Here is a 13,485-nt window from a genome sequence, read left to right on the forward strand (position 1 = left end):
CGCCCTGGGGCGCCGGCCGCGGCTGTCAGTAACTGAAGCCCGTCGTATAGGCGCACTCGGTGTAGATGTAGCCGGGTGACAGCTTGACCGTGTCCGATGCCGGCGACTTTCCGCTGCTGTCCTGCGACTTGTGCACGAAGTACGTGGTGCCGACCGGCAGCCGGATGGTCCGTTGCGGGTAGTTCTTGCCGCTGTCGTCGCACGGTGTGAAGCCCCGCACCAGGGTGCTGGTGAGGGAGTAGGACGTGCAGCTTCCGCAGCCCTTGAGGGTGAAGCTGCCGGTCACCGGCCCGGTGTAGAGCACCCTGATGTCGTCGGGACTGTCGTTCTTGACGGTGACGCTGATACTGCCGCCGGATGCCGTCGTCGGGAGGCGTTTGCCCGCCGCGGGCACCGTCTGCGCGACCTCCGCGGCGATGGCGATCTTCTGGGCGCGGGCCCGGTTCTTGTGGTGCGGGTTGTTCTTGACGAAGTCGTCCATGGTGGTGACGGCCTCGTCGAAGCTCCCGTCCTTGTACTGGTCCACGCCGCAGGCGTAGGTGCCCGAGGAAGCGCTCCGGTCGGCGCGGGAGGCATCCTTGTCGAGGGCTTCCGCCACTCCCGCCTGCTCCCCCGGCAACCCGCCGGCCTGGGAACTCAGGCTCTCCAGGCGCTGCACCGCAGCACAGGGGTCGTCGCCGCCGACCTGCTTCACGGCCGCGTCGACAGCGGAGGAGACGGCAGGTTCCACCTTCGCGGCCTGCGCGGACCGCGGGAAGGTCGACAACAGGTCGCTGAACTGCACGGTCCAGTCCGCCTCACCGCCGCTCAGGGACTGCGACGCACAGGCGTAGAGCGAGGTGGCCAGGCGGTCGTCGGGCCAGGTGGACAGCGTTCCGAGGTCCTTCTTGCCCATGGTCCCCGGGACGGTGCGAAGGTACTTCAGGGGTGCCACGGCGTCGCAGTACCGCTCCTGCTCATAGGGGGCGCCGACCGTCGCGTAGTAGGTCTTGAGCCGGTCGGGGACGTGGGCGGCCGCCCGCGATCCCGGGTGGTCCGCGCGCAGGGCGTGGTAGGCGGCGAGTGCCCGGCGGTAGTCGGACTCCGCGGTGGCGAACGGCTGCTTCCCGGCGGCCCGGACGACGGCGTCCGCCCGCTCCAGCCGGTCCATGAGCATCTGCTCGGTGGCTTCGTCGCGTGCACCGTCGTACAGGACGGCGCCTCCGGCCGGTACGGCCAGGAGGACGACGCCGAGCACGAGCGCGACCGCCGGACGCGGCGGCCACGACAGCCGGGTCCGCAGGCCCACGGCCGCGCCGTGGACGGCCGCGAGCGCGAGAAGGACCAGGTAGAGGACGAGGGCTCCGCCGGGGAGACCGTCCGGGTCCGCGGGAAGGGCCACCACGAGCAGAATCGCCGTCGCGGTCCAGCACACGGCCATCAGTCCCCAGCGGCGCAGGAGCGCGTAGCCGATCCCGAGACCGGAGAGATTCAGCAGGCCCACCGCGGCGGATCTCCATCCGTCCGCGGGAGCGGGAGGAGGAGCCGGAGCCGGAGAAGGACCAGTTTCGGGTGGAGGTGCGGTGGGTGGCGGCGCGAGGGGCATCTGCGGTGTCGGTGGTGCCGACGGCATCGGTGGTACGACGGCATCGTCGCGCGGGCCGTGCTGGTCCCAGGACATGACGTTCCCCCCGTCAATCACGCCTGAAAATCTATGACTTGTCACTGTACGGTCAATTGTGCGACGGCAACAGGGGACGCGCGCCTGGGCTCCCGCACCGCATGTCGGACCCCTGGCCCACGCATTCGGCTGACGTACGGTGGCCGGATGGCACAGGGCGGCGTTGGGGTGGGGATGGCGGGTTCTCAGGGCGAGTTGGTGCGTGCACTGCCCGTCACTCTGAAGGAGCACGCGGCTCGACTGGAAGGCAAGACCGCCTACGCGGACGCTCACCGCGCCGTCACCTACGAGGAGTTGGAGCGGCGCACCGGCCGGCTGGCGGGGCATCTGGCACGGCTCGGGGTGCGGCGCGGGGACCGGGTCGCAATCCTGCTGGGCAATCGGGTCGAGTTGGTGGAGAGCTGTCTTGGCGCGCTGCGGGCCGCGGCGGTCGGTGTGCTGCTCAACCCCGGTGCTTCGGAGGAGGAGTTGGCGTACTTCCTCGACGACAGCGGCGCGGTTCTGGTCGTCACCGAGGAGCCGCTGTTGCCGCGCGTCACCCGGCTGGCGGCCGAGCGGCCCGCGCTTCGGGTGGTGGTGGCAGGGGCGGGCGCTGCGCCGGTGGGCACGGTCGCCTTCGAGGACCTCGCCGGGACGGACCCGGGCCAGGCACCCCGTGACGACCTGGGCCTCGACGATCCGGCCTGGATTCTCTACACCTCGGGCACCACCGGCGAGAGCAAGGGCGTGGTCTCCACGCAGCGTTCCGCCCTGTGGTCGGTGGAGGCGTCCTACGTGCCCGCGTTCGGGTGGCGGGAGCAGGACCGCCTGCTGTGGCCCCTGCCGATGTTCCACTGCTACGCGCACTCGCTCTGTCTGCTGGGCGTGCTCTCGGTCGGTGCGAGCGCCCGTCTCCTCGACCGGGGCGCGAACGTCGCCCGCGCGCTCGCCGCGGAGCCGTTCACCGTGCTGGCCGGAGTTCCCGCCACCTACCGTCTGCTGCTCGACTCGTTGCACGAGACGGCGGCCCCCGTGCCCCCTTCACTGCGGGTGTGCGTCAGCGGGGGCGCGCCCTGTCCCCCGGAACTGCGGGCCGCCGTCGAGGACGCGCTGGCCGCTCCCCTCCTCGACGGTTACGGCTCCACCGAGACCTGCGGGAAGATCGCGCTCACCCTGCTCGACGGGCCCCGGCACAACGCCTCCAGCGGTCCCCCGCTGCCCGGGCTCGCGGTGCGGTTCACCGACACGTCCACCGGCGCCGAGGTCAACGACGGGGACGAGGGGGAGATCTGGGTCCGCGGCCCCGGCCTGATGGCCGGCTACCACCAGCGCCCGGAGGCCACCGCCGAGGCGTTCAGCGACGGCTGGTACCGCACCGGGGACCTCGGCCGGCGACTGGCGCACGGCCACCTCCACATCACCGGCCGCGTCAAGGAGTTGATCATCCGGGGCGGTGAGAACGTCAACCCGTCCGAGGTGGAGCGGGTGCTGCTCGCCCGCCCCGATGTCGCCGACGCCGCCGTCGTCGGCCGGCCGCACGACGTGCTCGGCGAGGTGCCGGTCGCCTTCGTCGTGCCGGGACCGCACGGGGTCGACTTGGCGCGGGCGCTCGCCGACTGCCGGGAGCGGTTGTCCGCGTTCAAGGTGCCGGACGAGTTCTACGAGACCGACGCCATCCCCCGCACCCCGTCGGGCAAGGTGCTCCGGCCGGCGCTCGCCGAGCAGCTGGCGCGGCGTCTCTCGGCGGAGCGGACGGCGGCCTCGGCGAGGCTGCGTGAACGGCTGGCGGCGGTGTCCGACGCCGTGCTGGACCTGGTGCTCGAAGAGACGGCGCGTACCGCCGGGCTGCCACCCCACGACATCGATGTCGACCGGGCCTTCACCGAGCTCGGGCTCACCTCGCTCGGCGGGGTGCTGCTGCGCGACCGGCTGGGCGCGGCGACCGGCCTTGACCTGCCCGCGACGCTCGTGTTCGACCATCCGACGCCCGGGGCTGTGGCGGCATGTGTGCGCGACGCGCTGCGGGGTGAGGTACGCGCGCGGCCGGCTCGGACGTCCGGCACGGAGGCCGGGGAGCCCGGCGGCGGGGAGCCGATCGCCGTGGTGGCCATGGCCTGCCGTTACCCGGGCGGAGTGGAGTCGCCGGAGGACTTGTGGCGGCTGCTGGCCGACGGCGTCGACGCGACCTCCGGCTTCCCCGCCGACCGGGGCTGGGACGTGGCCGCGCTGCACGACCCCGATCCGGACCGGCCGGGTACCTCCGTCACCCGCAGGGGCGGTTTCCTGCACCGGGCCGCCGAGTTCGACGCCGCCTTCTTCGGGATGTCGCCGCGCGAGGCGCTGGCCACCGATCCACAGCAGCGGCTGCTGCTGGAGACCGGCTGGGAACTGCTGGAGCGCGCGGGCCTCGATCCCTCGGGCCTGCGCGGCAGCGACACCGGTGTCTTCGTCGGCGTGATGCACGCCGACTACGCGGGCCGTCTGCTGCATGGCGCCGGGCACGAGCTGGAGGCCCATCTCGCGCTCGGTTCGGCGGGCAGCGTGGCGTCGGGCCGGATCGCGTACACCCTGGGGCTGCGCGGGCCCGCCGTGACGGTGGACACCGCGTGTTCGTCGTCGCTGGTGGCCCTGCACGCGGCCGCGCGGTCGCTGCGCGAGGGCGAGTGCTCCCTGGCCGTCGCGGGCGGGGTGACCGTCATGGCCTCGCCCGCGCCGTTCATCGCGTTCAGCAGGCTGCGCGGGCTGGCCCCCGACGGCCGCTGCAAACCGTTCTCGGCGGCGGCCGACGGCACGGCCTGGGGCGAGGGTGTCGGCCTGGTGCTGCTGGAGCGACTGTCCGACGCACGGCGCAACGGGCATCCGGTGCTCGCCGTGCTGCGCGGCTCGGCGGTCAACTCCGACGGAGCGTCCAACGGACTCACCGCACCCCACGGGCCCGCACAGCAACGGGTGATCCACGCGGCCCTCACCGACGCCGGACTCTCGCCGGCCGACATCGACACGGTGGAGGCGCACGGCACGGGCACCGCGCTCGGAGACCCGATCGAGGCGCGGGCACTGCTGGCCGCGTACGGGCAGGGCCGCTCCGCCGAACGCCCGCTGTGGCTGGGCTCGTTGAAGTCCAACCTCGGCCACACCCAGGCCGCGGCGGGCGTCGCCGGCGTCATCAAGACCGTACTGGCGATGCGACACGGGCACCTCCCGCGCACTCTGCACACCGAGGAGCCGTCACCCCGGGTGGACTGGTCGTCGGGCGCCGTACGGCTGTTGAGCCGGGAGGAGGAGTGGCGGCCCGAGGCGGGGCGGCTCCGGCGGGCCGGGGTGTCGGCGTTCGGGATCGGCGGGACCAACGCGCACGTGATCCTGGAAGAGGCCGAGGAGAGCACCGTCGTACGACCACGCCGCCGCTCGGCGGTGCCCCCGCTGCCGCTCTCCGGGGCGAGCCCGGCGGCCCTGCGGGCGCAGGCCGCACGCACGGCGGCAGCGCTGCGGGAGCGGCCCGAACTGGAGCCGCTGGACGTGGCGTTCACCCAGGCCATCGCGCGGGCCGCGCTCTCCCACCGGGCTGTCATGTCCGCCGACGACCGCGAGGAGCTGCTCGGCGCGTTGGACACCTTGGCCGCGTCCGCTCGGCCGCGGCCTGAGGTGTCTCCCGGTCGGCTGGCCCTGCTCTTCACCGGCCAGGGCGCCCAACGAAGCGGGATGGGCCGGGAGTTGTGCGAGACCTTCCCGGTCTTCTCCGCCGCCTTCGACGCCTTGTGCGAGCGTTTCGACGCCCATCTGGAGCGTCCGCTGCGCTCGGTTCTCTGGGGAGCGGACGAGGAAGGGCTGCTGGATCGGACGGACTTCGCCCAGGCGGCCCTGTTCGTCTTCGAGGTGTCCGCCTTCCGGCTGCTGGAGTCCTGGGGCGTGCGACCGGACTTCCTGACCGGGCACTCCGTCGGCGAGCTGGCGGCGGCCCACGTCGCGGGCATCCTGTCCGAGCAGGACGCGGTCGAACTGGTGGCGGCCCGCGGCCGGTTGATGCGGGAGCTGCCGGAGGGCGGCGCCATGGTGGCACTGGACGCCACCGAGGCCGAGGTGAGCCGCGAGCTCACCGACGGTGTCTCGATCGCGGCCGTGAACGGCCCGCGCGCGGTCGTCGTCTCCGGTGCGCGGGAGCCCGTCCTCGCGCTCGCGGAGCGATTCGCCGTACGCGGACGCCGCATCGCCCGGCTGCGGGTCAGCCACGCCTTCCACTCCCCGCTGATGGAGCCGATGCTCGCCGAATTCGGCCGCCTCGCGGGCAAGTTGGCGTACGGCGTGCCCCGCATCCCCGTGGTGTCGGGGCTGACCGGACGTCCGGCCACCGGGGACGAGCTGCGGTCGGCCGCGTACTGGGTGGGGCACGCCCGCGAGGCCGTGCGGTTCGGGGACGCCGTGCGGTGGCTTGCGGGCGAGGGGCGGGTGACGGCGTTCGCGGAGATCGGCCCGGACGCTCAGCTCACGGCGCAGGCCATGACGGGTCTGGCCGGGACGGACGGGGACCCGCTGTTCACGGCCGTCGCCCGCCGGGGCGCCCCCGGGCCCGAGCCGCGGACACTGTTCACCGCGCTGGGCCAACTCCATGTCCACGGCCTGCCGGTGGACTGGCGGCGGGTGTACGCGGACAGCGGCGCCCGGCGGGTCGACCTGCCGACCTACCCCTTCCAGCGGCAGCGCTACTGGCTGTCCGAGGCCACCGCCGGCACCGGAGCCGCTTCCGGGCATCCGATGCTGACCCAGACGGTCACTGTGCCGGGCACGGAGCGCGTGCTGTGCGGTGGCTGGCTGTCCGGCGCCGCCCAGCCCTGGCTGCGCGACCACGCCGTGGGCGGACACGTCGTCGTGCCCGGTGCCGCGTTCGCCGATCTGGTGCTCCACGCGGGCGACGCGTGCGGTCTCGACGTACTGGAGGACCTCGCCCTCCTGACGCCGCTGGCACTGCCCGCCGCCGAGGGGGACCGGGTGCAGCTCCAGGTGGTCGTGGGGGAACCGGACGACACCGGGCGCCGCACCGCGGACGTGTACTCCCGGCCGGAGACGTCCGGGGCACTCGGCGCCTGGACCCAGCATGCGACGGGGCGGCTCGGCCCGGCCGTCCCCGGCGACCGGGACCGAGCGGCCGCCCTCACCTCGTGGCCGCCACCGGACGCGATCGCCGTGGATCTCACCGGCGCGTATGAGCGGCTGACGGCCACCGGCCACGCGTACGGGCCCGCGTTCCAGGGCGTCACGGCCTTGTGGCGGCGCGGCGAGGAACTCTTCGCCGAGGTCGGCCCGGTGCCGGGCACGGAGGCCCGCCGCCACGCCCTCCACCCGGCGCTCCTCGACGCCGCCCTGCACAGCGGGCTGCTCGCCGAACCGCCCACCGGACCCGCCCGGATGCCGTTCGCATGGCAGGGCATGACGCTGTACGCCACGGGGGCCACCGCCCTGCGCGTACGCGTCCGGACGACCGGCCCGGACACGGTCGCCGTGGACCTCGCCACCCCCTCCGGCGCCCCCGTGGCCCGGCTGGACTCGATGACGACGCGTCCCGTCCCTGAGGGAGGGCCGGCACCGGCGGGAGAGTTGTACCGGCTGAGCTGGACGGGAGTTCCGACGACTGGACAGGGGCCCGCCCTGGCGGTGGCGGACACCGACGACCTGGGCGTGGGCGCGGTCCTTCTCTCCGTGGAGACTTCCCAAGGGGTTGGGGCATCACTGTCCGAGAGCGGTTCGCAGACGGTTGTCGCGTCCCTGGCCGCTCCCGTCGCCCCGGGCGGCGATCCGGCCGTCGCGGCGTACGAGCTGGCCGTGCGGGCCTTGGAGTTGCTGCGGACGCGGCTCGCCGGTTCCGGGCGGCTGGTCGTCGTGACGCGCGATGCCTCCGCCGAGATGCCGGACCTGCCCGCCGCCGCCCTCTGGGGGCTGTTGCGGGCCGCGCAGGCGGAGTATCCCGGGCGGCTCACGCTCGTGGACGTGGACGGTCGTCCCGAATCGGTACGGCTGCTGCCTGCCGCCGTCGCCGCAGGTGAACCTCAACTGTCCATCAGGGAAGGCCTGTTGCGCGTTCCCCGGCTGACAGCCGCTCCCGGATCGGCGGCCGTCGGCTCCCTCGGCCGAGGCACCGTCCTGGTCACGGGCGGAACGGGTTCGCTGGGCGCGATGCTGGCCCGTCATCTGGTCGACCGGCACGGGGCCCGGCATCTCGTGCTCGTCAGCCGACGCGGATCACAGGCACCGGGGGCGCAGGCACTGCGCGCCGAGCTCGAACAAGCGGGAGCTCATATCGACCTGGTGGCCTGCGACATCGCCGAGCGGCGCCAACTGGCCTCCCTGGTCAAGGAGTTCGGGCCCGACCTCACCGCCGTGGTGCATACGGCCGGGGTCCTGGACGACGGCGTACTGGAGGCGATGACGCCCGAGCGGCTGGCGGCGGTGCTGCGGCCGAAGGCCGACGCGGCCTGGCATCTGCACGAGCTGACGAAGGATCTGCCGCTGTCGCACTTCGTGCTGTTCTCCTCGGCCGCGGGTCTGCTCGGCAATCCCGGCCAGGCCAACTACGCGGCGGCGAACTCCTTCCTGGACGCGCTCGCCCTGCACCGCGCCGCGCTCGGACTGCCCGCGCTGTCGCTGGCCTGGGGGCCGTGGGCGGACGAGGAAGGGATGGCGGCCCGCGTCGGCCGGGTCCACGGCGGCCCCGTGCGCGCGGTCTCCCCGGAGCAGGGATTGGCCCTGTTCGACGCCGCGTTGGGCAGCGGCGAACCAGCTCTCGCGCCGCTGCCGCTGGACCGCTCGCCGGGGGCGCCGGCCGCCGGGGCACCGGTTCCGCCACCGTTGCGCGGGCTGCTGCGTCCGGCTCGGCCGTCGGCCTCGCCCGCGGCGGCGGCCGGGGGCGACGAGCCGGACGGCACCGCCGGAGCCTGGCGGGAACGGCTGGCGTCGCTCCCCATGCCCGAACGGGCCCCCGCCCTGCGGGAGCTGATCCGCGCCGAAGTCGCCAGCCTGCTCGGGCACCCGGATGCGAGCGCCGTCGACCGGGGATTCCCCGAACTGGGCCTCGACTCGCTGATGAGCGTGCTGCTGCGCAACCGGCTGAACCTGCTGGCGGGTGTCCCGCTGGCGGCCACCGTCGCATACGACTGGCCGAGCGTGGAGGAGCTGGCGGATCACGTGTACGGGGAGATGCGCGGGGTGCTGTCCGAGGGGGCGGGTACCGCCGGTTCGGGGGCGGGTGATCGGGAGAGGGTGCACGGGGATCATCCTGGTGACACCGCCCTGTCCGGTCCCACCGAGGCCCTTCCTTCCGAGGCCGCCGAGGCAGTTCCTTCCGAGGCCGCCGAGGCCGTTCCTTCCGAGCCCGCTGAGACCTCGCTGCCCGCTTCCGGGGAGACCGCGGCTCCGGCCTTCTCCGCGGCTGTCCCCTCCACTCCCCCACGCACCGCTCACGCCGATCACCTCGCTCGCCCCGCTCACCCCGCTCACCCCGCTCCGTCACCGTTCGCCTCGCCCGAGCCGGGCGGCACACGCGGCACACGCGCGGGTCAGTCCTTGCCGAGCCTCTACCGGCAGGTCTGCGAGACGGGCGACGTGGTCTCGGCGATGCACCTGCTGGTGACCGCGTCGGTCGCCGCGCCCTCCTTCGGTCGCGATGACAGCGCCCGGCACACGCTGTCCCCGCTGCGGCTGGCCACCGGCGGGGAAGGCCCGGCGCTCGTGTGCGTTCCGGGCTTCGCCACGACCCTCGGCCGACCGTGGCACGCGGGGCTCGCGCCCCGGTTCGACGGCGAGCGGGACGTCTTCGAGCTGCGGCACCCGGGGGTCGACCACGGGGACGCCGTGGCGCGGGACCTGGAGACGCTGGTCGAACTGCACGCCACGACGGTGCGGCGCCGGCTCGGTGAGCGCCCGTACGTCGTCCTGGGCCACTCCATGGGCGGTTCGGTCGCGCATGCGCTGACCGCGCGTCTGGCGGCCGACGGCACTCCCCCGGTGGGGCTCGTCCTGGTGGACTCGTACCACGTCACCCCGGACCGGGAGGCCGAGTCGTGGCTGCTGGCGCTGCCCGCCCGGATTCCACTGGCGTTGCGCGAGCGGTTCGACACCGCGGTGGACGATCTGACGCTCCTGTCGCTGGGCGCGTACACCCGGATGTTCCGCGGCTGGCAACCGGAGCCCACGGGTGTGCCCACTCTGCTGGTGCGCGCCACCGAGCCGCTGCCGGACATGCCGGAGCGGTCGTCGTGGCCGGTCGTCCACGACACGGTGGATGTCCCCGGCCATCACCTGGGCGTGCTGGAGGAGCACGCCCCGGCGACGGCCGAGGCGATCCGCGACTGGGTCACCTCAACTCACCGAGTGGCGGCGGCGAACCGCGGCGCCGTGGACTGACCGTTCCACACCTACCAGGCATCCTGCGTCGCGAAGTACCGCTTCCAGAAGTCGAGCTTCTCGGGGGATGCCACGCGCATCGGTCCGTAGTGCTCGCCGATTTCCATCACGGTGGGTGAACCGGGGCTGTAGGCGGGCCACTTGGGCAGACCGTGACCGTTCGGATCGCCGGTGGCGATGTAGTTCGCCAGGTAGGAGGACAGGGTGTCGGCGATCGCACGGTCCTGGTCGGTCCAGCCCTGGGTGTCCGGGTAGAGGTTGCCGAAGAAGTAGACGATCTCGGATCCGTGGTACGCCCCCCGGATGTCGTGGCCGGAGCCCGGCGGGCGGTGTGTCCAGAAGTAGGTGTACACCGGCCTGTCGGCGCCTTTGGTCCACTCCGTGCCCCACAGGTACGTCGAGACCCGCGAGTTGTCGCGGATCGCGTCGTTGCTGGCGACGGCCGCCTCGTCGTCCGTGCCGGCCGGGTAGAGCGCGAGGAACTCATCGGCCATCGTGCCGAACTTCTGGCGCGCGGCGCTCACATAGTCGTCCAGGGTGACGTGGACGGGCGGGGCGCCGGGGCGGTCCGGGTAGCCCGCCTCGCGCCAGTACTCGAAGGCGGTCTCGGGCACGGCCCCGCTTTCGTCGAGATTGTTGCCGGCCAGGTACCAGACGTCGTTCTGCGCACGGGCCTCGTAGGTCGCCATGTAGCCGGCCGGCAGCACCCAGCCGTCGACGACCGGCCTGAACAGCGGCGGCTTGGCGACGGACTTGGTGTCGACCGTCTCGTCCTTGAGCGAGGCGCCGTCCGTGAGGTCCTGCCACGGCAGGGCGCGCAGCTCCTCCAGCGTGGTCGCGCCCTTCCCCGCCCCGTAGGCGGGGCCCTGCTGGAGGGCGGTGTCCATCGTGCGGAGCGACACCCCGAGATAGCGCAGCTCCGGATCGCTCGGGTAACGCACCTGGCTCTCGGCAAGGGCACGCCGGAAGAGTCCCGTGGCGAGCGGGGACATCGACAGCATGTCCGTCGAGCCCGCACCGGCCGACTGGCCGCCCACGGTGACGCGGCGCGGGTCACCACCGAACGCGGCGATGTTCCGCCGGACCCACCTCAGGGCCGCGATCTGGTCGAGCAGGCCGTAGTTGCCGGACACGCCGTGGCCGGACTCCGCGCTCAGTTCGGGCGTGGCGAGGAATCCCAGGGCTCCGAGGCGGTAGTTGAAGGTCACCACGACGACGCCCTTGCTCGCCAGGACGGAACCGTCGAAACCCGGGTCCGAGCCGCTTCCCGCGGAGAACCCGCCGCCGTAGATCCACACGTAGACCGGACGCGGCTCCGAGCTGCTTCTGGCGCCGGTCCAGATGTTGAGGTTGAGGCAGTCCTCGCTCATCGTGAGGGTGCTCGACGCCTGTGGGGGTGCGTCGCCGAAGGTGTCGGCCTTGCGGATGCCCGTCCAGGACGGCGCCGGCTGCGGCGGGCGCCACCGGTTCTTCCCCGCCGTGGAGGCCGCGTAGGGAATTCCCTTGAAGACGGTGACGCCGGACGCCGCGGCGGGCACACCGGACACGAGGCCGGATTCGGTGCGCACCGGCCGGTTTCCGGGCGACTCCGCCGCCGACGAGGCGTGGGCCCCGAGGGCGTCGACGAGGGCGGCCCCCGCGGCGACGCCCGCGGTGCGGCCGAGGAAATCCCGGCGGCGCAGCGCCGGTCCTGCCGGGCAGGGACGGTGGCTCTCTGGCACGGTCATGGGAATCTCCCGATCACTCGGTGGAGGGATGGTGCGCGGAGCCCGGCCCTGCGAAGACCGGGGTACGCCGGTTCAGTCCGTCACGGGCGGGAAGAACGCGGTGCTCGTGAGGAAGGCCTTGAGGTTGAGACGCCACGCGAACCAGTTGTGGCCGCCGTTGACGAAGCCCGGCGTCACCGGGACGCCGAGGCCGGTCAGCAGAGCGACCTCGCCGGCGTGGTAGTCGTGGCTCGGGTCCTGCCATCCGCCGCCGACGTAGATCCGCGCCTCTTCGAGCGCGGCGACCTGGGTGCCGGTGAGGGTCGACGCGTCGGGCAGCGTGTAGTTGCCGCGCCGGCCGGGGCTGAAGACCCCGTACGAGCCGAACTGAGCGGTGTGTCCGAAGAGAAGGGAGTTGGTGAGGGAGGCCCCGTAGCCGAGCCCGGCGGCGGCGCGGCCGGAGGCAGCCCGGGAGACGTGGTAGTGGGACTCCACGTACGGGACGAGCGTGTCGGTGAGGTTCCGGTCGAAGGACTCGTAGCCGGTGGAGTCGGGAAAGCCCGCCGTGTTGGGCATGACGACGACCATCGAGGCGATCTGCCCGGTGGCGATGAGGTTGTCGAGAATGTCGCCCGCGTCGCCCTGGGTGCTCCAGTCCATCTCGGTGGCGTCACCGCTGAAGAGATAGAGGGTGGGATACGGCTTCGCGCGACCGGGGTCGTAGCCCGGCGGGGTGTAGACGGAGAGGTAGTTCTCGCCGGACGGCGTGACGGAGGTCGGGGCCGGATACGTGACGTGGGTGAGCGTGCCGTGCTCGCCGGTCGGACTCGGGCCCTGCCAGGCGTAGCCGGCGGTCCCGAACGACGGGTCCGAGGGCACGTACACCTGGCTGGTGCGCTCAACGGTTCCGGAGACCTTGCCGTTCCTCTCGTTCCACGGCGGGTTGCCCGGGTCGGAGACGGCGGTGCAGGTGGTCTGGGTGTCGTCGTCGCAGTCGACGTAGAAGGAGTAGGTGAAGACCCCGGACGGCAGGGGTGTGGTGTAGGTCCACATGCCGTCGGGGCCCCTCTTCATGTCGACGACGGGCCAGTTGGCGGCCGGGGAGTTGGGGTAGGCGAGGGGGATGTCGCCGGGCCGCCAGCGGGTGGGCGGTGTTCCGGGGGTTTCGAGCGCGGTGCCGTCGTCGGTGGTGAGCGCCGACAGCTCGTAGGGGTTGGCGAAGTACCACTCGCCCTTGATCTGCACACGGGTGGCGCTGGGGTCCTTGTAGCGGAACGTGACCCGGTAGCCGGTGGGACCGGTGCCGGTGTGGACTACCCGCGGGGAGAGGCGGGGTGCGCTGCCGGGCCGCTTGCCGGCGTGTGCGGTGCTGCCGGCCGCGACCAGGAGAAGGACGGTGGCCAGGGCCACGAGGGTGTGAAGTACGGCTGGTCCTGGGCGGGTTGCGGGGCGGGACATGGCGGCGGAACCCCCCGGAGGGTGGGCGGGCGTGGGAAGCGGTCGGTGGCTTCGGAACAGGCCATCGCGGCCCGGCGGCTCACTGCGGAGCATGCGTCACGGGTGGCGTGTGTCAGCTGGGCGTGCTGCTGCGTGTGCTGCTGATGTGTACGAGAACGTAACGCGCGGCAATATTGTGAGCAATACACCTGACGAAACTTCCGACAATCTCCGGTCGGCCGAACATTGTCCAACAATCTTGCCTGGCCCGGGACTTGGGCTTTCTGAGAAGTGTCTCTTCTTCCTGCA

Annotated in this window: 4 protein-coding genes; 1 reads left to right on the top strand and 3 read right to left on the bottom strand. The window is 72.9% G+C overall.

Annotated elements, in window-relative coordinates:
* Positions 1-25: 25 nt before the first annotated feature.
* On the bottom strand, positions 26-1,660 hold the full coding sequence (locus tag OIC96_RS02245; protein WP_406502303.1) for a hypothetical protein: 1,635 nt from the start codon (positions 1,658-1,660) through the stop codon (positions 26-28).
* Between the two features lie 174 nt (positions 1,661-1,834).
* Here OIC96_RS02245 and OIC96_RS02250 point away from each other — a divergent pair, with 174 nt between their 5' ends.
* On the top strand, positions 1,835-10,033 hold the full coding sequence (locus OIC96_RS02250) for an SDR family NAD(P)-dependent oxidoreductase (protein WP_330309582.1): 8,199 nt from the start codon (positions 1,835-1,837) through the stop codon (positions 10,031-10,033).
* A gap of 11 nt (positions 10,034-10,044) precedes the next feature.
* On the opposite strand, the gene OIC96_RS02255 is transcribed toward OIC96_RS02250, so the two are convergent.
* Positions 10,045-11,760: a carboxylesterase/lipase family protein gene (locus OIC96_RS02255; RefSeq protein ID WP_330309581.1), complete on the bottom strand. Its 1,716-nt coding sequence runs from the start codon at positions 11,758-11,760 to the stop codon at positions 10,045-10,047.
* Between the two features lie 72 nt (positions 11,761-11,832).
* The gene (locus OIC96_RS02260; protein WP_330309580.1) at positions 11,833-13,197 is read right to left on the bottom strand and encodes an alpha/beta hydrolase-fold protein; all 1,365 of its coding nucleotides are present in this window, start codon (positions 13,195-13,197) and stop codon (positions 11,833-11,835) included.
* Between the last annotated feature and the right edge of the window lie 288 nt (positions 13,198-13,485).

It is taken from the genome of Streptomyces sp. NBC_00775 (genome assembly GCF_036347135.1).
Lineage (GTDB): Bacteria > Actinomycetota > Actinomycetes > Streptomycetales > Streptomycetaceae > Streptomyces > Streptomyces lutosisoli.